Raw genomic sequence first — 19532 nt, 5'->3', positions numbered from 1 at the left:
TGCTCAAAAATTGAGCAGAAGCAGTTGAACACCTGGGTCAGTTTTCAGTCGGCAGAACAGCCTCTACTGGGTCAGTTTTCGGTCAGCGGCAACAGATCAGGAGCGCAGTCAGCAGCAGATGGACGGGTTGGCCAGCGAGCTTCAGCTGAAGGACAGCCAGCTCAGTGCTATGGCTGAGGAGAACGCCAGTCTCGCCGAGCGGCTTGCCGAGGCAGAAGGGCAGGCGCAACTAGCTCGGGACCAGCTCGCCGAGAGCCAGGCTGAGCTGAGCCTGGCGCTCGCCCAGAAGGCTTCCGTAGAAGCGGCGAGCGCAGAGCATCAGCGTTCTGCTTCCGCAGCTGAGGAGCGCCTTGCTGATACCCAGGTCGAGCTCCGCGAAATGCGCAATCGGCTTGCCATCGCTCGCTCCGAGGCTGATAGCGCCGCGGGGCAAATCCAGGAAATGGAGCGCACGCGCGCCCAGGATCTAGAGATCCTCGCAGAGCTGCGGGTGGAGAATCGCGCCCTGGGTGACAAGCTTGCTCGGGCCGACGCCGGCCGGGAAGCCGCGGAACGTTACTTGGAGCGCGTGCAGAAAGACAGCAGTACTCGAATCGCAGCATTGGAGCGCCAGCTTGCCAAAGCGGCTTCGAAGCCGGCTTCAAGGGGCACCGGTAGGGCACCCCGGGCAGCTAGCCCTGCTTCCGGGGAATGACCGTGGCCGAGCAGTTCGAGGGCTTCCACGTTTACGGCGGATCTGCCGCGCTGAAGTTCGAGGTGGTGCTGAATCAGGCGCAGGAAACCGTGCTCGCAGTGGACGGCGCCGGGCGCAAAGGATCCAGCGAAAAATTCGACTGGTCCGAGAAGCTGACGCTCCAGATTACGCCTCGCGAAATGCCGGCGTTCATGTGTTGCGTCCTGGGAATTACGGCAACGTTCGAAGCGCGCAATCACGGCGCCGCCGGCGACAAAGGGCTGACCCTGGTTAACCAGCCTGAGCGCGGTGTGCTCTACCTTCGCCTGCTCCAGCAACGCCAATCGATCAACGTGCCGATCACCCCGGACAAGGTCTTCCATCTTGGTGCCCTGGGCATCCGTGTGCTGGCCAAACAAGTTCATCTGGACGTACCGACATGCCTGGCGATGTTGCGGGGCACGGCGGGGCGATTGCTGGTAGCGCCAGGACGCGAGTAATCCACCAGCTCGAGCTGCACGTAGCATCTGCTGCAGAAAAGCACCTCAACCGCGATTTACGCGAGGCGTCGAACGGTCCGCTTCGCTGGGCGCTGGCTATCCAGATCCAGCGTCATAGCATCACCCTGGCCATGACAGCTGGATCGGCAGTAGTCGGCACTTTCCTGTGGCTTTGGGGCTGAGCCGAACCGGTGTTCATCGACGAGCGCTTCTTGGCCACGTTCTACGCGAGGTTTCCGCCCTTTCCAGGCATGAACTGCTCATATCAGAGCGCTGGTGGCAGAGACAATGGCCGTCAAGCGAGCGGCGTTCGCCCCGTCTCGGGTAGACATGCCTGGGCTCTGCACTATGGAGTGGTCTCTTGAAACCCATACCTATGAAGCGAGAGAGCTACGTCGTCCGTAACTGGCCGTGGCTCGGCCTGCTGCTGTTGGTCCTATTCATCTGCACGTTCGGTTGGTTCACACGCGGCCTCGATCCTGCACCGGTTGTTGAGGTGCATCCAGGCTGGTATGGCTTCGTAGTTGCTGAGCTGCTTGGCCTATGTGCGCTCGAGGCGCGAGCAACTGATACTGCGTCCGCCCGGGTGATCAGCCGCCTTGCCATCGGCGGCGTAGGCGTGGCCATTGTCTGGATGTGCTTTTTCGCCGGCTAAATGGAGATGACGGGACGGCTCCGACCTGCTGAGCGCTGGCAGGTGTGTCAGCCTCTTGCACGGCGCCACCGGCCCCCCTGTGGATCACCGGTACCCCCAGTTGCGGGGCACTGCTGGCCGACTACGGATCGCCGCGAGTGGCGAGTATCGGTACGTCTCAACCTGTGAGCAGGTGCCGATACAGCAGCTCTTGGATGTCCTGCCCATCACGGAAGATGGCGAGCACGACGGTTTCGCGCCGCGCCTCGTCGACCAGATATCCCGCTCGATAGCCAGACTTGGAGATCTCGCGATACCTGGTGATACCAAACTCGGCACCGGCGGCGGCAATCGGGTGAGCGAGAGGGGACTTCCGGAGCTCGATGGCGACCTCGTCAACGACGCTGGTCATCTTTGCAACTGCGTCGGGGCGAGAAACCGATTTTGCGAGGTGGTGCACCTGGTCATGCGCGCAGGTCCTCGCCGAAGCGCTGAACCGGACCTGGAAAGCCCTGGCTGTCATTTGCTATCGCCCCCGAACCGCTGTTGCAGGCCTTCTTTCAGCTGCTCGGATGATATGTGCTTGCCACCCTCGTACTCCTTGGATCCCAACGCCAACAGCTTGACCAGGGCGATGGACTCATCGCGGCGGACACGATCCGCATAGGCCTCGATCACATAGGCTGGCTTGCCATTCTGGGTAACAATCATTGGCTCAGTGAGCTCAAGATCGGCCGCATTCTTTTTCAGGTAGCTGATTGTTTCGACTCGCATTGATAGATCCCAATGTTCACTGCAATGCGGCCCACTCTATCGTTTATCGGCCCAAATTAGAACCAAATATGGTCCTATTCTTTCGGCGATGCATTCTTGTGTCAGGGCTGGAGGCATTTCCGGCACCGCTGCGCAGCCCTGCGCTGGCCGGCAGAACTTGGTGCTGCTGCGTCGACCTCGATCGTCAGTTGCCGCCCGCGCCGCCGCGCGGCGCAGGCCGACCGACAGGACCTGGTGCAGCTGCAGACCCAGTTCAACCTCGATCACCAGACGTCTCCGGTGCCTAGACCGCGTAGTGCGGTGATGCATTCTCGCGTTGACTGTCATAATCTGGGGAGCAGATTGCAATCAAAGGCGTCCATCACGACTGTTTGACGAGGGGGTCATTGATGCGTAATATGATTCACAAGAGCGCGAAACCAGCTGCCCCGCAGCGGCTATAGCTGGCGTAGGAACCTCGTTGATAGTTGCGGTATCAGCGTCAGGTGAGACCTCTTCATCCTGGTCTGAGGATGCAAATATCAGGCAAACACTCTTAGGGCAGCTCATAGCTGCCCTTTTTCTTTGCTCTCGATTTCATATCGGCGGAACAAGAGCTCACCATGACGATGCTTGTTCATCGACCTGGCGTCGCTATGCATGAAGTTCCAGAGCAACAGCCCATCTTTCACAGTCACGACCACAAGCATCTGATTCTTGGCCTCATATGCCCCGATGAAGGCCAGCCGGTAGTCGTCATTGGTATAGAGCACCTTCCAGACCTCGAACGGGCCGGTGAGGGTATCCAGGGCATAGCCAACATACCTCTCCCTGGCATCCGCGCGCTTCTCGACGATGTGGGGAAGGCTGTCCCGTAGAATCCGCACAGCACCTACAGGCGTAGTTACATCCACAGAGGTGACTCCGCCAGTAAACCCAAATTGAGTAGCTATGCACTCAACCGCATCGTCAACAGTTGCTGCTGGCGCTACTAGCTCAGGAGCTAGCGCCCTAAGCTCGCGGGTAAGGGAGCGAAGGTCCGGTAGCTGGTGCTCCTTCCAAGTCTGCTGGCCTGAAGCCTCACGGATCATCATCCGGGGCGTTTCAGCCGACATTGCCAGCTCCAAACTTCAATGACGGCATCATTCGGTTGGCCTATTGATCGCCTCGACAATAGCTTCACAGGGACCGACGATGCGTCTGATTAGGGCCTCTAGTTCGGCAATTTTCTGGTTGGCGACCTCTAGCCGGGCTGTATTACGAACCCCTAAGTTGGCAGCCTGGATGATTGCCTTAGAGGCTGTTTTCTCTCCGGTCAGAGCAGAAAAGGCCTCGATTTCCTCATCGGTAACGTTACGAATAGTCAGCGCCATGACTCAATATATCCTGATAGCAAAGTCGCGTATCAATGCGGATCTGGTGGGGAGTATTGATTGCATTTTAACGTTTTTGATAGCAAAAAGGTATTCAGAAAGACTACTTTCACGCGTAATAGCTCGCGGGGCTTGATCACCGGGTGGCGCAAGATCCGCCGCGCTGGACCGCAGGACCTGGCGCAGATGCAGATTCTTGCTGCCCCCGATCATCCACTGCAGCTGGCGCCGCTGCGCGGTCTGGAATGGCCGGCGGGACCTGGCGCGGCTGCAGATCCTGGTCTGCCCCTATTACCAGCTACAGCCGGCGCCGCTGCGCGGCCCGGCTTGGCTGGGCATGGCCGGAAGCGCAAGGTGCAGCTGCAGACCTTGATCGACCTCAATCACCATTGGCTAGCAAGTCTCGCCATCCGCCGATCCGAAGTAATGGATGCGGCGGATCGTAGCTATCAAGCAGCTTCGTGGTAAGTCACGCGCGAAGTACCAGGGTGGTGATGTCGGTGTGACGCAGCATGTGAGAGGTCTGGCTGCCCAGCAGGAAGCGCCTGGCGGCAGAATGGCTGTAGGCGCCCATCACCAGCAGGTCGGCCCGAGTGGCATGCACCCGGTCGGGAATCGCCTCCTCCGGATGCCCGGCGACGAGATGCGTCGTCACCGTGCTGCCACAGGACCTCAAGAGATCCGCAGCGGCTTCCAGTCCGGCCAGCCGGGCCGGGGTGGTGTCGCCGACCTGCAGGATCTCGCCCTCGAGCCCCGACAGCAGCAGACTCTTGGCGACGCGCAACAGACCCTGGTGAGTGGTTTCGCTGCCATCGTAGGCGACCAGAAAGCGCCGGGGCTCGATGAAATCGGCAGCGCAGACCAGGATGGGCTTGTGCAGCATCCGCACCACCGTTTCCAGCTGGCTGCCGATCCCACGGCTGCCGGAGTGCTCACCGCGCTTGCCGATCACCAGCACGCCCAGCTCGGCCTCCAGTTCGCGCAGGGTATCCGCCAGATAGTCATGGCGCTGAAGCGTCGTCGGAGCCGTCGCCACCCCCCGCGCGTGCAACCGCTGCAGGGCTCCGGCCAGCAGCGCCTCGCCGTCGGCCCGCGCCAGGCGGGCACGCTGCTCGTCCAGCCGGGCCAGCGCTTCGAGCAGGTGCTCGCGCGAGCCGAGGCCGATGGCGCCGCTGGTGTCAGGTGAGGTCGGATAGAGGCTGCGTTCCAGGACGTGCAGCAGGGTGATGGGCAGCGCCAGGCGGTGGGCCAGCCAGGCACTGTGGTCGCAGACACTGCCCGCCAGGGGCGAGCCGTCGATACAGGCGATGATCTTGCTCATGGGTGTCTCTCCTCAGTGGCCCAGCAGTTCGCTGCCGGCCCCCGGCTTGTCGTGAATGCCGAAGCGATCGACCAGAGTCGCGCTGGCCTGGTCGAGGTCGAGCACCTGCACGGTCACGCCTTCCCGGCGATACCTGAGCACGACCTTGTCCAGGGCGGCGACGGCGGTGATGTCCCAGAATTGGGCCGCCTTGAGGTCGATGCGCACCTCGTCGAGCACCTCCTTGAAATCGAAGGAGGCGAGGAAGGCCGCGGTGGACGAGAAGAACACCTGGCCCTGCACCTCGTAGCGGCGTACGCCGGGCGCCTCCAGGCGGGAGGTGATGGTCAGCTGGTGCCCCACCTTGTTGGCAAAGAACAGCGAGGCCAGCAAGACCCCGACCAGCACGCCGAGCGCCAGGTTGTGGGTAGCGACCACGACCACCACGGTGGTCACCATCACCAGATTGGTGGAAAGCGGATGGCGCCGCAGATTGCGGATCGAATCCCAGCTGAAGGTGCCGATGGAAACCATGATCATCACCGCGACCAGGGCCGCCATGGGGATGCGCGCGAGCCAGTCGCCCAGGAACACCACCATCAGCAGCAGGAAGACGCCTGCACAGAGGGTGGACAGCCGCGTACGGCCCCCGGACTTCATGTTGATCACCGACTGGCCGATCATGGCGCAGCCCGCCATGCCCCCAGCAGACCCGCGGCGATGTTGGCGATCCCCTGGCCCTTGCACTCGCGATTCTTGTCGCTGGGCGTATCGGTGATGTCATCGACGATGGTGGCGGTCATCAGCGACTCCAGCAGGCCGACCACGGCCAGTGCCAGCGAATAGGGCAGGATGATCAGCAGGGTGTCGAGGGTCAGGGGCACCTGCGGCCAGAGCAGTACCGGCAGGGTATCGGGCAGCTGACCCATGTCGCCCACCGTGCGAATGTCCAGGCCCAGGGCCAGGGAGACGGCGGTCAGCACCAGGATGCAGACCAGCGGCGACGGCAGCAGCCGGCCTACCACCGGCAACAAGGGGAACAGATAGATGATGCCCAACCCGGCGGCGGTCATGGCGTAGACCTCCCAGCCGACATGGGTCAGCTCGGGCAACTGGGCAAGAAAGATCAGGATCGCCAGGGCGTTGACGAATCCCGTCACCACGGAGCGGGATACGAAGCGCATCAGCGCGCCCAGGCGCAGATAGCCGGCGGCGATCTGCAGCACCCCGGTCAACAGGGTGGCGGCCAGCAGGTACTGCAGGCCGTGTTCCTTGACCAGGGTCACCATCAGCAGCGCCATGGCGCCCGTGGCCGCCGAGATCATCCCCGGCCTACCGCCGACGAAGGCGATCACCACGGCGATGCAGAAGGAGGCGTAGAGCCCCACCTTGGGATCGAGCCCGGCGATGATGGAAAAGGCGATGGCTTCCGGGATGAGCGCCAGGGCGACCACCAGGCCGGACAGCACGTCGTTCTTCACATTGGAGAACCAATGCGTCTTGAGGGTATGCAGCATAGATAACTCGCACCTGTGCCTGACCCGTCGAGCAGGTGGCAAACGCCGGATCAGGCGTGAATGTCAGGGTGGGCAGCCGCCACGTCACGGGCGCGACAGGACGGCAAGCGTCCTTGCAACAGGCAAGGACGAGGAAGGCGCGAGCTATGGGGGACTGGGTTGCCAGTCGAGAGATGGGTATTGCATGCCTGCAATCGTAACACATACCGCGGCGACGGCCTTGGGAGGACAACTGGGCGGTTGAGCACGTTGGAAAATGATCCTGACGAGACCCCGATGTATTAAAGAGGTCCAGCCAAGCCATTTAAATATACCACCCCTACACACACCCTGAACTCCAAATCACCCCTGCACCCCCTCAGCCCGGGCTCGCCTACCGATCACCCGCGCCCCGCGCGCGATAGAAGGAAAAGCAGGAAGGGAGCGAGCTACTAGCCCCATATTTGAACTGACGTCCACCTCAGCGCGGCAGAAGGGAAGGGGAATATAGTGAGAAAAAAGCCTTGCTCATTTCGTCTACTGCGACATTGACAAATTTCTACCGCGCTCTGCTATTTTGTGCCGCTGAGCACTACTTTACGCACTACAAACCTAATCTACTTGAGCTATTGAGCACCGTTACTGCCGTTGACTGCCAATGGCGGCAGCAGATAAGACGAAGGTGGAAACTTTAGTAGAAAGCGTGTCTGCCCTTCTGAACATTCCACGCATGCCCCACCTCCATGATAAGCCATGATCGCGCGTACGATCGCCAGCCCCAACCCATTGCCGGCGGTATGGCGGTCACTGCCACGGTAGAAGCGCTCGAAGAGCCTGGGCAGCTCCTCGGTAGCGATCGGGGGGCCTTGGTTGGTAACCGCCACGCACCCGACGCCGTCTTCTCGCCTAAACAACGTCACCGTCACCTCAGTCCCGGGATAAGCATGTCGAATGGCGTTCGATAGCACGTTCGAGATGGCACGCTGGATCATTAGCGTGTCGCCCTCGACCAGCAGCTGCCCCTCGACGGCCAGCTCGAGTTCGCGCGCCTCGGCATAGGCTTCGAACAGGCTGCAGACCCTGAGCGCCTCGTGCTCGACAGCCACCTTGCCCAATGAACTCAGCGGTTCGTGACTGTCCAGGCGGGCCAGCAGCAGCATGTCCGTGACGATTCGGCTCAGGCGATCCAACTCGTCCAGGGATTCCTCCAGGGCCTGTTGATACGCGGTCTCGTCACGCTTCCGGCTGAGTATCATCTGCGTACGCCCAATGAGGATCCCGAGCGGCGTACGCAACTCGTGGGCAACGTCGTCGGCGAAGCGGTCGAGCAACTGCACCCCGGCGTTGAGGCGCTCCAGCATGGTATTCAGCGCAGTGGCCAGCTCAGCCACTTCTGCAGGCAGGTTGGTGTCGTCGACCCGCAAGGTGAGCTGTCGGGTAGTGATCGACCGTGCGGTACGGCGGAAGCGCCGCAAGGGTGCAAGGCCCTGATAGCCCGTCCACCACGCTGCGGCGCCGATCAGCAGCAGCAGAATCGGCAGACTGATTAGGGCCGCGCGGAGGAAGGCGTCCAGGAGGAAGCTGTCGTTGCTGCGATCCTGGCTCAGCAGTAGCTGCAGTGGCGGTAGCCCTGGAATGGTCAGGTTGGCTCGGGCAGTCAAAAGGTCATGACCGTCATCGGAGTGCCAGGCCAAGGTCTGGGCATCCGGCCAGCGTTCTGGCCGGAGCTCGTCGGCATAGGCATGGGAGCCCAGCCCGTACAGGGGAGTGTCCCCGGTGGCCGACAGCACCGTGACTGACAGCTCCTCGTGGCCGAGCAGCGTATCAGCCAAGCTGTGCTGCCAGGGCGCCTTGGGATCCGTGGGACGCTCTTCCAGGCTGTGCTGGATCTGACCCAATTTGGCTTGCAGCTGGTCGGCAGCGCGCCTGCCCAGCTCTCGATCCAGAACGCTGTACACCATGACGACCAGCAGGATGGCCAACAGCAAGCCCACGCCCGTGACCATCAGCCCCAGGCGCAGGGCCAGGCTCATGGGCCTCACGAACGACGCTCCATCACGTAGCCAACGCCTCTTACGGTATGGATAAGGGCTTCCCCGAAGGGCTCATCGACCTTCATCCGCAAGCGTCGAATCGCAACCTCCACCACGTTGGTGTCGCAGTCGAAATTCATGTCCCAGACCCGCGAGATGATCTCGGTGCGGGAGAGCACTTCGCCCTGGCGCTGCATGAGCAGATGAAGCAGCGCAAATTCCTTGCTGGTCAGGTCGATGCGTTGGTCGCCGCGAAAGGCCCGATGGCGAAAGGGATGCAGTTCGAGGTCGGCCAGTTGCAGGGTCTCGCTGAGCACTCGCGTCTCGCCGCGCCTGAGCAGCGCGCGGATGCGGGCGAGCAACTCCGGAAATTCGAAAGGCTTGGTCAGATAGTCGTCAGCGCCGGCGTCCAGTCCACGGACGCGTTCGCTGGTGCGGCTCTGCCCCGTCAGCAGCATCACCCGGGTCTGCTTGCGTCGGCGCAGCAATTCCAGGACTTCCAGGCCATCCATCGTCGGCAGATTGATGTCCAGCAGGATCAGGTCGTAGTCCTGCTGGAGGGCCAGATGCAAGCCATCGATTCCGGTCGCGGCCCGATCGACCACATAGCCATTCTCCGTGAGGCCCTGCTGCAGATAATCCGCAGCCCGGGCTTCGTCTTCCACTATCAGTAAGCGCATCGTCGGTGTCGGTCGTGTCGAGAGGGCGACGCAGGCTGCAGCCTGTAGCCAGTAGAGGGTCAAGCGACCAAGCCTGCCGCTATCCTTGCCCGGCGGCAACTTCCTTGCAGCTTTGTAATGTTGGTGTCACCGGAGCGATAGGTGGCGCTCCCTAGAGTCGGCTTCGCTATCGAGCGTCGCTCCCTTCGAGCGTCGCGCCTTCTGCACAGGAGCCGCTGTCGTGCCGCTATTCTTTTCTTGTCGACATCCCGCCCTATGGCACCTGATGGTGCTGGGGCTGGGCCTGCTGCTCGCCGGCGGATCGGCCCAGGCCTCAGCGCTGACCCTGGAGCAGGCGCTGGCCCAGGCCCTGCGCGACAATCCCGACTACCTGGCGGCCCGCCAGGAGACCGCCGCGGCCGCAGGTGCACGGCAGCAGGCAGGCCTCCTGCCCAACCCGGAACTCGCCTTCGAGGTCGAGGACACTCGCTCTGCCAGTCAGACCCGTAGCATCACGCTCACCCAGCCCTTTGAGCTGGGCGGCAAGCGCGCCGCACGGGTGGCGGTGGCCGAGGCCAACGCTGGCGTGGTCGACGCGGACCTCGAGGCGCGCCGTTATGCCCTCCGTGCGGACATCATCCAGGGCTTTTACGAGTTGCTCTTGGCAGAAGAAGCGGTGCGGCTCGCCAAGCAATCGCAGGCGCTGGCCCAGCGCAGCCTGGACAGCTCGGGGGCGCAGATTCGAGCGGGCAAGCTTTCACCGGTATCGGGTACCCGCGCGGAGGTGGAACAGGTCACCCAGCGGCTGGAGCTGAGACGCGCACTGCAGCAGCGTGACAACGCGCGGGTAAGTCTTGCCCGCCAACTGGGTGTCTCAGTGATCGAACTCGGTGAGCCGGTCGGTGACCTGGATCGTCTGCCCGAACCTCCCGGCGAAGCCCGGCTGCTGCAGGCGATCCGCCAGACACCGGCGATGCTCAAGGCGCGGCAGCAGGTAGCCGCCGGGGATGCCGACGTCGATCTGCAGCGCAGCCAGCGCTATCCGGACGTGCGGGTGAGCCTGGGCAGCCAATACGACGAGCTCGAGGGGGAGCGGGTGAATCTGGTGGGCTTCTCGCTCCCGCTACCGCTCTTCGATCGCAACCAGGGCAACCTGCTCGCCGCCTCCAGCCGCGCCGACCAGGCCCGGGATCTACAGCGAGCGACCGAGCTGCAGATTCAGGCCGAGACCCTTCAGGCGCTGCGCGACTGGCGTAGCGCGGCAGCGGACGTCGACGACTTGCGCAACCGGGTGATGCCGGCGGGCCAGCGCACGGTCGATGACCTCACGCGCGGCTTCTCGCTGGGACGTTTCGCCCAGTTGGATGTGCTGGAAGCCCAGCGCGCCCTCATTGCGGCGCGGGGGCAGTACCTGCTCGCCCAGCGGGCGCAGATCGCTGCCTGGGCTCGCCTCGAACGCCTCCATGGCCCGCTCTTCACCTCCCCATGACGCTACAGATCCCGGTAACGAACCGGGTGCGGAGTTCTTGCATGACCATGATTTCATTCAGGCCGAGACTGCTGCGGCCGCTGCTGATCGCGGTAATCGGCAGTGGGCTGCCGTTCGGTACGCTGCAGGCGGGTGCCGGCCACGACCATCCCGAATCCGCTGCACCCCCGGCGAAGGCGGCCGCTGCCAAGGCGGTAACGGCCCCGTCGCACGCGGCTCTGGCCGCAGAAAAGGACGGCCAGGCAGCAGACGAGGGCGCCCATGGCGAGGGCGAAGAGACGCATGCCGAAGGCGAGATCGAGCTGAGCGCGGAGCAGATTCGCGCGGCCGGTATCGAGACCCAGGTGGTCACACCGGTCAGCGTGGGCGCGTCCTTGAGTCTCCCCGGAGAAATTCGCTTCGATGAGGATCGTACCGCTCACGTGGTGTCTCGCACCCCCGGCATCGTCGAGGAGGTGAAGGCCAATCTCGGGGACCGGGTGCGCAAGGGACAGGTGCTGGCGGTCATCGCCAGCGAGCAGCTGTCCGAGGTGCGCAGCGAGTTGGCGACCGCACAGCAGCGTTTGCAGCTGGCGCGCACCCTCTATGCCCGCGAGCAGAGCCTCTGGCAGGAGCGGATCAGTGCTGAGCAGGATCTGCTGCAGGCGCGGCAGACGCTGCAGGAAGCCGAGATCGCCGTCCGCAACGCCCGCCAGAAAGCTCAGGCTCTGGGTGGCGCGGCCTCCGCTCAGGGCGGTAGTCGCTATGAGTTGCGCGCACCCTTCGACGGCGTGGTGGTGGAGAAGCACCTGGTCCTCGGCGAGCGAGTGGACGAAGCCAGCAACCTGTTCACGCTCACCGACCTGTCCCGCGTGTGGGCGACGTTCGCCGTTCCGGCGCGTGACCTCGATCGAGTGACCGTTGGCCGACAGGTGGAGGTGGTTGCAGGAGAGCTGGACAGTCGCACCGAGGGCACCGTGGCGCATGTCGGCAATCTGCTGGGCGAGCAGACCCGGGCGGCGACCGCCCGCGTCACCCTGGCCAATCCGGCCGGCGCCTGGCGCCCGGGTCTGTTCGTCACGGTACGGCTCGCTGACGAGCGCAAGGCCAAGGTACTCGGCGTGCCCAGTGGCGCCGTGCATGTCGTGGAGGATCGCCCCGTGGTGTTCGTCCGGACGGCGGACGGATTTCAGGCGACCCCCGTGGTCACCGGGGTGCGGGACGGTGAGCGCACCGAGATTCGTCAGGGCTTGAGCGCCGGCCAGGTAGTGGCCGACCGCGGCAGCTTCATTCTCAAGTCGGAACTGGGCAAGGGCTCGGCCGAGCACTCCCACTAAGGGCGCATCATGTTCGAACGTATTCTTCGCTTCGCCATCGAGCAGCGCTGGCTGGTGCTGCTCGCCACGCTCGGCATCGCCGCCCTGGGGATCTACAGCTATCGCCACCTGCCCATCGATGCGGTGCCGGACATCACCAACGTCCAGGTACAGATCAACGCGGAAGTACCGGGCGCTTCGCCGCTGGAGGTCGAACAGCGGGTTACCTATCCGCTGGAAACGGCCATGGCCGGCCTGCCCGGGCTGGAGCGGACCCGGTCGTTGTCGCGCTCGGGCTTTGCTCAGATCAGCGTCATTTTCGCCGATGGGACGGATCTGTTCTTCGCTCGCCAGCAGGTGAGCGAGCGCCTCCAGGGGGCGCGCGAAGCCCTGCCGGAGGGCGTGGAGGTCAATCTGGGGCCGCTGTCCACCGGGCTCGGGGAAATCTTCCTCTGGACAGTGAAGGCCGCGCCTCAGGCGCGCCGGGCTGACGGCGAAGCCTATACGCTCACCGATCTGCGCGAGATCCAGGACTGGATCGTCAAACCCCAGTTGCGTACCGTACCCGGGGTGGCGGAAGTCAACACCATTGGCGGCTACGCCAAGGAGTATCAGATCGCGCCCGATCCCAAGCGCCTGGCCGGCTATCGCATCACCCTGGAACAACTGGCGGTGGCGCTGGAGCGGAACAACGCCAATGTCGGCGCCGGTTTCATCGAGCGCGCCGGGGAGCAGCTGGTGATTCGGGTACCGGGGCAGCTCGCCTCCGTCGAGGACATCGCCACCATCGTGCTGGCGACGGTGGACGGTACCCCGGTACGGGTCCGGGATGTGGCCACGGTCGGGGTAGGGCAGGAGTTGCGGTCCGGGGCGGCTACCGAGAATGGCGAAGAGGCGGTGCTCGGCACCGTCTTCATGCGGGTGGGCGAGAACAGCCGCGAGGTGGCCCTGGCGGTGGCTGGGCGCCTGGCGCAGATCAACCGCAACCTGCCGGAAGGCGTGCAGGCGGTCGCCGTGTACGACCGCACCACGCTGGTGGACAAGGCGATCGCCACGGTACGCAAGAATCTGGTGGAGGGTGCGCTGCTGGTCATCGCCGTGCTCTTCGTCTTCCTCGGCAATCTGCGCGCGGCGCTGATCACCGCGCTGGTGATCCCGCTGTCGATGCTCTTCACCTTCAGCGGCATGGCCGCGAATCGGGTCAGCGCCAACCTGATGAGTCTGGGTGCGCTCGACTTCGGCATCATCGTCGATGGCGCCGTGGTGATCGTGGAGAATGCCATTCGCCGGCTGGCTCATGCCCAGGAACGGCACGGTCGGGTACTCGATCGAAGGGAGCGCTTCCAGGAAGTGTTCGCCGCCGCCCGCGAGGCGCGCAGACCGCTGATCTTCGGGCAGCTGATCATCATGGTGGTCTATCTGCCGGTGTTCGCCCTGACGGGTGTGGAAGGCAAGATGTTCCATCCCATGGCCTTTACCGTGGTGATCGCCTTGCTGGGTGCCATGCTGCTGTCCATCACCTTCGTCCCGGCGGCCGTGGCGCTGTTCGTCACGGGTCGCGTGCAGGAAAAGGACAATCGACTGATGAGCGCGGCGCGGCGCGGCTATGCCGTCGCGTTGGATGCAGCCATGCGTCGGCGGCCACTGGTGTTCGCCGGCGCTGGCCTGAGCGTGGTGCTGACGGTGCTGCTGGCGCTGCGCCTGGGCAGTGAATTCGTACCTAGCTTGAGCGAGGGTGATTTCGCGCTGCAGGCGCTCAGGGTGCCCGGTACCGGCCTGGGGCAATCGGTGGACATGCAGCAACGCCTGGAGCGCTCCATCCTGGATCAGGTACCCGAGGTGGAGCGGGTATTCGCGAGGACCGGGACCGCGGAGATCGCCGCAGATCCGATGCCGCCGAACATCTCCGACAGCTACGTGATGCTCAAGCCGCAGGCACAGTGGCCTGATCCAGGCAAGTCCCGCGAGCAGCTGATGGCCGAGCTGGAAGCAGCGGCGGCGCGTGTACCCGGTAGCAATTACGAGTTGTCGCAACCGATCCAGCTGAGATTCAACGAGCTGATTTCCGGCGTGCGCAGCGATGTGGCGGTCAAGGTCTTCGGCGACGACATGGCGGTGCTGAACAAGACCGCTGCGGAGATTGCCAGGGTGTTGCAGAAGGTCACCGGCGCCGCCGAGGTGAAGGTGGAGCAGACCGGGGGGTTGCCGCTGCTGAGCGTGCAGATCGATCGTGAGCGAGCCGCGCGTTATGGCCTCAATGTCGGTGACATCCAGGATGTGATTGCCACGGCGCTCGGCGGACGCAAGGCCGGCACGCTTTTCGAGGGTGATCGCCGCTTCGATCTGATGATCCGCCTCCCGGAAACGCTGCGCAGCGATCCGGCGGTGCTGGCGCGCCTGCCCATTCCATTGCCAGCGGTGGAAGGCCGCGTCGAGTTCATTCCCCTGGCCGATGTGGCGCGCCTGGAAACGGTGCTGGGGCCGAATCAGATCAGCCGTGAAGACGGCAAGCGCCTGGTGATCGTCAGTGCCAATGTTCGCGATCGGGACCTGGGTAGCTTCGTGGCGGATGCCACCGCCGCCATTACGGACCAGGTACGGATTCCCGCAGGCTACTGGACCAGTTGGGGTGGCCAATTCGAGCAGTTGCAGGCTGCCGCCGCCCGCCTGCAACTCGTGGTGCCGGTGGCCTTGCTGCTGGTGTTCGTGCTGCTGTTCATGATGTTCGGCAATCTGCGCGACGGCCTCGTGGTCTTTACCGGTATTCCCTTCGCCTTGACGGGCGGAGTGCTGGCGTTGTGGTTGCGGGACATTCCCCTGTCGATCTCGGCAGGCGTGGGTTTCATCGCGCTGTCGGGCGTCGCGGTGCTCAATGGCCTGGTGATGATCTCCTTCATCCGTGGCCTGCTGGAGGAGGGCAAGCCGCTGGACATCGCCGTGCGCGAGGGGGCGCTGGTCCGCCTGCGGCCGGTGCTGATGACTGCGCTGGTGGCCTCGCTGGGCTTCATTCCCATGGCCCTGGCGACGGGCACCGGCGCAGAGGTACAACGGCCGCTGGCGACCGTGGTGATCGGCGGCATCCTGTCTTCCACCGCCCTGACGTTGCTGGTCCTGCCCGCGCTCTACCACAGTGTCCTGCGCCGTCGCGAACAGCCCGGGGAAGGATGACAGGATTGTAATGCGCGGCTCATCCTGGCGTTAGCCGCGCCCCTCTAGAGTGGCTCTCATACCCACACTGCACCCTAGAAGGAGAAACACCATGACGTTCCTTAAAACTGCCCTGTTTGCCGCCACCCTCGTTGTTGCGAACCTCAGCTATGCCGCAGACGGCAGCGAGCGCTCGATCTCGCACAACGAAAATTTTCGAGAGCGCCAAGCGGCGCTCCAGCAGCATCGAGAGACGCATGAGATGGTGGCGGAGGAGGTCAATCAGTCAGGTAAGCAAGATACAATTAAAAAGACCGACTAATTTTAACAGCCAAAATTGGCATTTTGTCGCTTGTGGCTTTTTAGGCTCTGACTGAGGGTATGGTAAGTTTTTAAGCAGAAGTACCGTACTCGAATGCCTAGGCTCAAGGACAGGCAGGGTGGCCAACTAGATAGCGCTAGGGACATACGAGCATGAGAGGCACAGTGTTGCAGCTGATCAAGAATGCTAAACGGCAAGGAAGCATCTCCGATCTCACTTCGTTCCGTCCGTCTGGTTGGTCAATAGGCCCCAACGTACTGACCTGCTAGTGCCGCGCTCGCGTCGTATTAATTAGGACATAGAAGCACCCATCGAAGTGTAGCGTCAGATTTTTGATATCTGCCGCGGCTTGAGCCGCGTGAAGACACGAAGCAGATCTCCATCATCACAAGGGGGGCGATGCGCATAAAAATTCGATTGTACAGGCTTGGCGAACCAAAAATTTTAATCGACATGAGTAGCGGCAGTTAGGCACCGGCTGCATCGATGGCGCCGATGTGAATCGGCCCCGCTTTCCTAGACACTCTCCAAGCTCTGGAAATAGCGTTTCTCAAACTCTATGGCGATAGCTGCCTAGCGCTGCCGTGCCATCGTTTAGGGTTATAAGACATCTCGATGTAATCGTACACATTACTACGGGCTTCTTCGCGGGTGCCGTAGGTTTCTCGTCGGATGCGTTGGCGCTTCAGCAACTGGAAAAAGCTTTCCTCCACCGCGTTGTCGTGGCAGTTGCCGCGTCGACTCATGCTGCTGATCAGGCTGTTGGCCTTGAGGAAAATCTGCCAGTCCGAACTGCTGAACTGGCTGCCAAGGTCAGAGTGAATCATCACTTCCTGCTTGGGCTTGCGCCGCCACACCGCCATTAGCAACGCATCAATGGCCAAGTCGCTGCACATCTGTGGTTTCATCGACCAGCCAATTACCTGGCGTGAAAGCAGATCCAGCACCACCGCCAAGTACAACCAACCCTCATAGGTACGGATGTAGATGATGTCGGTGACCCAGACTTTGTTCGGTTCACCGACGTCGAACTGCCGCTCCAGGCGATTGGGCGAGGCCACCGTCGGCCTGCCGCCGTAGTAGCCGGGGCGCTGACGATAGCCGGTCTGCGAGCGCAGCCCTTCTTCCCGTATCAGGCGAGCCACACAGTGCCGGCAACAGGACTCCCCCAGCTCACGCAGATCGTTGTGGACCCTGCGGTAGCCGTAAACTCCACCGTTTTCCAACCAGGCATGCTTGATCAATCCGCGCAGGAGCTGATCTTCCTTGGCGCGTACGGATTTCGGCTCGGCCAGCCTGGCGTAGTAACCGCTGGGATGCACCTGGAGCGTCTGGCAGAGACGTCGCACCGGGTACTCCACCGACAGCTAGCTGATGAAGGCCTACTCCAGCCGGACTCCTTGGCAAAGTACGCGGCGGCCTTTTAAAAATGTCTCGCTCTTCGGTCACCCGCTTGAGTTCGGCGCGCAAACGACGCAATTCGGCATGCTGATCGTCTTTTTGCTGCCGCTGTTCTTAGGGCTTGCCGTAGCGCATGATCCAGGCATACAGGCTATGCACCGACATGCCCAACCGCGCCGCTACCTCAGTAACGGGGAGGCCACGCTCGGTCACTAGCTTGACCGCTTCGATTTTGAATTCTTCGGGGTAACGTTGGTCGCTCATAGCACCTCCTAATGGGCGTCATTATGAAGCTTGGAGGTGTCTACGAAACTAGAGGCGATTCAGTTGGGCGATAGGTTAACTATCATAGCTGCGCGGCTATTCCCAGAAATTAGACCCAAAAAAAGGGTGCCAATTGGCACCCTAAGACGTACACCCTAACCAAAGGAGAACAAAGATGTACGTAAATAAATTTCAATTAAAGCAGGGAGAGGGGGTATTCGGTAATGATCCTGATTTCATCTAGGTCTGACTCAAACTTGCTTGCGCGCGTGGTAGCTTGTCTCAACCGGAATGATAGATCTTTCGCAGGTCCGCTCTGCACTACATAGCGCGCCTCTATATCACGCTCCCAGCGATGTTGGTTTTGTAATGGTAGACCATTCTCGTCACGCCGCATATATACGGAGTTTGCGTTCGAGTAGTCCGCATTCCAGCCCTTCCCATATCGGGCCATCAGAGTTAGCCCAGGAATCCCATACTGCGCAAGGTTTATATCATAGCGTAAAAGAACTGACTGCTCTTTCGGGGAGTTGAAGTCACTATACTGAATGGAGTTGTTAAGGTAAATTGAGTCAGATTGTCTCAGGTAGTCGAAATCGTTGTCCCCGTTGTTTTGCTGGTAGCTCATGGTTATAGAGTGCGCACCCGCTACAATGCCACTGCTAACACTCCAGATATTTGTGGAAAACTCCCCAAGAAACTTTCTACCGTCGTCGACCGATCTATAGAAGTTTAACCCCGCTGTTAGAGCTAGATTATCGTTAATAGGATAGCTGGCGATGGATCCAAAATAGTATTGGCGCCAGGAATTATCTAACTTGCTTGTATAGAGGCTGCTTGTGAGGTACTCATTTATCTTGTACTCACCGCCGAGGTAAGAAAGGTAAGACGACTTCACTTGACCAGCATAGAAGGTTACAAAATCACTTCCCGTCTCGCTTTGCTGCGGCTGGCTCATGGCGTGTAAACGCCCGCCATTAATAGTTATGGCGTCGAAGCTGTTGTTCGTTGCGGTAATGCCTTTAAAGCTTTGTGGAAGTAGGCGTGAGTCGCCAAAATGCACAACAGGTGTAGTAGGGAATACGTCGCCAAGCTTTACCTCAGTATCTAAGAATTTCAACTTTACGGCGCCAAGTAATTTGGAGTACTCGGTCGTGGGATCACCGTTCGCGTCTGCGGGAAGCAAGTTAACGCTACCGCCCTGGCCCGTTCGGCCCCTTCCGCTGTCTAAACGTAGGCCAAGAAGCCCAACTGCGTCTACCCCAACGCCTACGGTACCTTGTGTATATCCTGATCTATAAAAGGCTAATAGACCATGCGCCCAAGTTTCAGAGTAGCCGTTGCCTGCAGAGTTTGCTTGGCCCTTTCTAAAATCCCTATTGAAGTAATAGTTCCGATTCATAATTGAAAGTGAGCTATCTTCTAAGAAGCCTCCAGAGTTTTCTGAAGCTGAATTCGCACTCACTACCTGCGGTATAAAAATAAATGGAATTATTAAGGTCTTTATAACGTTGGTTTGCAAGACGGTGCTCCTTTGGGGTGAGGCAGGTCGATACTGATGTATTTTTTGTTAGTCCTGTGATTTTCAAAGAGTAATCCTTTCAGGACGATTGCTGCTAAATTACAATTTTGTAATCTTAATATCGAGTTCTCATTCATAACAGTTTTGTAATTGCAACGTCATTCTCTCGATATGCGTTCTAGGTAAAGTAAGGTCAAGGTTTTGGATTTCGACTAACTCAAATGATAGAGGTGCCGTTGTGAGATATAAACAGGCGGTCTTAGGTTCTTTGCTTATTTTTTCTTCTTTTGTCTCGGCGGCTAACGTTGCTAGTAGTCGCTATCCAAGCATTCCCGCTGATGCCGAGCGTGTAAATCGTTTACTTAGTAGTGGGGCCGATGGGAGGGTTCGGGTGCCATTCAAGTCTGAAAGGTTTCATGTTGTTGATGCGCGGTTTCAGGATAATACGAATTAGATATTTAAAAAGTTGAGGTCATTGATTCGTTGACGGCTACAGCCAGTTTTGCTGGCTGTGCCTCTGGTTATTAATTAGCCTGTCGAAGGCTGATAATCTTGTAAATTCTCCCTCAACTTAACCTAGAGTCAGTTGAAGTGGTTTGGTTTTCAGAGTTAAAACCTAAGGGCTTAAATTATGATTTTAGCAAAAATGGCTTTTGTAACGCTCCTTTTTT

16 protein-coding genes and 2 pseudogenes are annotated in these 19532 nt (G+C 60.8%); 8 read left to right on the top strand and 10 right to left on the bottom strand.

Annotated features, from left to right (window positions below; all coding sequences use genetic code 11):
• Positions 1-118: 118 nt before the first annotated feature.
• The 3 genes from EC839_RS23295 to EC839_RS23285 all read left to right on the top strand — a co-directional run bounded on the left by EC839_RS23295 (position 119) and on the right by EC839_RS23285 (position 1828).
• A complete protein-coding gene (locus EC839_RS23295; protein WP_165904699.1) occupies positions 119-694 on the top strand; it encodes a hypothetical protein in 576 nt (191 codons plus the stop codon).
• Entirely contained in the window at positions 691-1173 is a 483-nt protein-coding gene (locus EC839_RS23290; protein ID WP_017638805.1) for a hypothetical protein, read from the top strand. Before EC839_RS23295 ends, EC839_RS23290 begins: the two co-directional genes overlap by 4 nt.
• 361 nt (positions 1174-1534) lie before the next feature.
• The gene (locus EC839_RS23285; protein ID WP_132833192.1) at positions 1535-1828 is read left to right on the top strand and encodes a hypothetical protein; all 294 of its coding nucleotides are present in this window, start codon (positions 1535-1537) and stop codon (positions 1826-1828) included.
• A 157-nt stretch (positions 1829-1985) separates the two neighbouring features.
• Here the strand turns inward: EC839_RS23285 and EC839_RS23280 are convergent, their stop codons facing one another.
• From EC839_RS23280 to EC839_RS23265, 4 genes are all read right to left on the bottom strand, one after another.
• Positions 1986-2219: a hypothetical protein gene (locus tag EC839_RS23280; RefSeq protein ID WP_169854975.1), complete on the bottom strand. Its 234-nt coding sequence runs from the start codon at positions 2217-2219 to the stop codon at positions 1986-1988.
• 107 nt (positions 2220-2326) lie between these two features.
• Complete coding sequence (locus tag EC839_RS23275) at positions 2327-2581, bottom strand: type II toxin-antitoxin system Phd/YefM family antitoxin (protein WP_017638802.1); 255 nt, start codon at positions 2579-2581, stop codon at positions 2327-2329.
• Positions 2582-3126: 545 nt separating this feature from the next.
• The gene (locus tag EC839_RS23270) at positions 3127-3675 is read right to left on the bottom strand and encodes a PBECR2 nuclease fold domain-containing protein (protein ID WP_017638801.1); all 549 of its coding nucleotides are present in this window, start codon (positions 3673-3675) and stop codon (positions 3127-3129) included.
• A gap of 27 nt (positions 3676-3702) precedes the next feature.
• On the bottom strand, positions 3703-3933 hold the full coding sequence (locus tag EC839_RS23265) for a hypothetical protein (RefSeq protein ID WP_017638800.1): 231 nt from the start codon (positions 3931-3933) through the stop codon (positions 3703-3705).
• A 60-nt stretch (positions 3934-3993) separates the two neighbouring features.
• Here EC839_RS23265 and EC839_RS23260 point away from each other — a divergent pair, with 60 nt between their 5' ends.
• A complete protein-coding gene (locus EC839_RS23260; protein ID WP_132833191.1) occupies positions 3994-4401 on the top strand; it encodes a hypothetical protein in 408 nt (135 codons plus the stop codon).
• A 1-nt stretch (position 4402) separates the two neighbouring features.
• On the opposite strand, the gene EC839_RS23255 is transcribed toward EC839_RS23260, so the two are convergent.
• The 4 genes and pseudogenes from EC839_RS23255 to EC839_RS23240 form a co-directional block, all read right to left on the bottom strand.
• On the bottom strand, positions 4403-5254 hold the full coding sequence (locus EC839_RS23255; protein WP_017638799.1) for a universal stress protein: 852 nt from the start codon (positions 5252-5254) through the stop codon (positions 4403-4405).
• Between the two features lie 12 nt (positions 5255-5266).
• A pseudogene (locus EC839_RS23250) lies at positions 5267-6750 on the bottom strand (SulP family inorganic anion transporter).
• A 605-nt stretch (positions 6751-7355) separates the two neighbouring features.
• Positions 7356-8762, bottom strand: coding sequence for a heavy metal sensor histidine kinase (locus EC839_RS23245; RefSeq protein ID WP_169854974.1), 1407 nt, complete (start codon positions 8760-8762; stop codon positions 7356-7358).
• Positions 8763-8767: 5 nt separating this feature from the next.
• Complete coding sequence (locus tag EC839_RS23240; RefSeq protein ID WP_026083573.1) at positions 8768-9442, bottom strand: heavy metal response regulator transcription factor; 675 nt, start codon at positions 9440-9442, stop codon at positions 8768-8770.
• Positions 9443-9662: 220 nt separating this feature from the next.
• On the opposite strand from EC839_RS23240, the gene EC839_RS23235 reads away from it, so the two are divergent.
• The 4 genes from EC839_RS23235 to EC839_RS23220 all read left to right on the top strand — a co-directional run bounded on the left by EC839_RS23235 (position 9663) and on the right by EC839_RS23220 (position 15674).
• On the top strand, positions 9663-10910 hold the full coding sequence (locus EC839_RS23235) for a TolC family protein (RefSeq protein ID WP_231357402.1): 1248 nt from the start codon (positions 9663-9665) through the stop codon (positions 10908-10910).
• Between the two features lie 41 nt (positions 10911-10951).
• Positions 10952-12226: an efflux RND transporter periplasmic adaptor subunit gene (locus EC839_RS23230; protein WP_017638793.1), complete on the top strand. Its 1275-nt coding sequence runs from the start codon at positions 10952-10954 to the stop codon at positions 12224-12226.
• A 9-nt stretch (positions 12227-12235) separates the two neighbouring features.
• Positions 12236-15373, top strand: coding sequence for a CusA/CzcA family heavy metal efflux RND transporter (locus EC839_RS23225; RefSeq protein ID WP_017638792.1), 3138 nt, complete (start codon positions 12236-12238; stop codon positions 15371-15373).
• A gap of 91 nt (positions 15374-15464) precedes the next feature.
• Complete coding sequence (locus EC839_RS23220) at positions 15465-15674, top strand: hypothetical protein (protein ID WP_017638791.1); 210 nt, start codon at positions 15465-15467, stop codon at positions 15672-15674.
• Positions 15675-16190: 516 nt separating this feature from the next.
• Here EC839_RS23220 and EC839_RS23215 read toward each other — a convergent pair.
• Together EC839_RS23215 and EC839_RS23210 are read right to left on the bottom strand one after the other, a co-directional pair.
• Positions 16191-17339: pseudogene (locus tag EC839_RS23215) on the bottom strand (IS3 family transposase).
• 196 nt (positions 17340-17535) lie between these two features.
• Positions 17536-18831, bottom strand: a complete 1296-nt coding sequence (locus EC839_RS23210; RefSeq protein WP_231357420.1) for an OprD family porin — start codon at positions 18829-18831, stop codon at positions 17536-17538.
• Between the last annotated feature and the right edge of the window lie 701 nt (positions 18832-19532).

This window comes from Pseudomonas sp. JUb52, from assembly GCF_004341115.1.
In the GTDB taxonomy this organism is placed as follows: Bacteria; Pseudomonadota; Gammaproteobacteria; order Pseudomonadales; family Pseudomonadaceae; genus Chryseomonas; species Chryseomonas oryzihabitans.
Note: the sequence above shows the minus strand (reverse complement) of the source record. Positions and strands in the feature narration are given on the sequence as shown.

What these genes read in the sequence shown, in the direction of transcription:
- EC839_RS23295 (WP_165904699.1), top strand. Translation starts at nt 119, where the DNA reads ATGGACGGGTTGGCCAGCGAGCTTCAGCTGAAGGACAGCCAGCTCAGT.
- EC839_RS23290 (WP_017638805.1), top strand. Translation starts at nt 691, where the DNA reads ATGACCGTGGCCGAGCAGTTCGAGGGCTTCCACGTTTACGGCGGATCT.
- EC839_RS23280 (WP_169854975.1), bottom strand. Translation starts at nt 2,219, where the DNA reads ATGACCAGCGTCGTTGACGAGGTCGCCATCGAGCTCCGGAAGTCCCCT.
- EC839_RS23275 (WP_017638802.1), bottom strand. Translation starts at nt 2,581, where the DNA reads ATGCGAGTCGAAACAATCAGCTACCTGAAAAAGAATGCGGCCGATCTT.
- EC839_RS23270 (WP_017638801.1), bottom strand. Translation starts at nt 3,675, where the DNA reads ATGTCGGCTGAAACGCCCCGGATGATGATCCGTGAGGCTTCAGGCCAG.
- EC839_RS23265 (WP_017638800.1), bottom strand. Translation starts at nt 3,933, where the DNA reads ATGGCGCTGACTATTCGTAACGTTACCGATGAGGAAATCGAGGCCTTT.
- EC839_RS23255 (WP_017638799.1), bottom strand. Translation starts at nt 5,254, where the DNA reads ATGAGCAAGATCATCGCCTGTATCGACGGCTCGCCCCTGGCGGGCAGT.
- EC839_RS23245 (WP_169854974.1), bottom strand. Translation starts at nt 8,762, where the DNA reads ATGAGCCTGGCCCTGCGCCTGGGGCTGATGGTCACGGGCGTGGGCTTG.
- EC839_RS23240 (WP_026083573.1), bottom strand. Translation starts at nt 9,442, where the DNA reads ATGCGCTTACTGATAGTGGAAGACGAAGCCCGGGCTGCGGATTATCTG.
- EC839_RS23230 (WP_017638793.1), top strand. Translation starts at nt 10,952, where the DNA reads ATGACCATGATTTCATTCAGGCCGAGACTGCTGCGGCCGCTGCTGATC.
- EC839_RS23225 (WP_017638792.1), top strand. Translation starts at nt 12,236, where the DNA reads ATGTTCGAACGTATTCTTCGCTTCGCCATCGAGCAGCGCTGGCTGGTG.
- EC839_RS23220 (WP_017638791.1), top strand. Translation starts at nt 15,465, where the DNA reads ATGACGTTCCTTAAAACTGCCCTGTTTGCCGCCACCCTCGTTGTTGCG.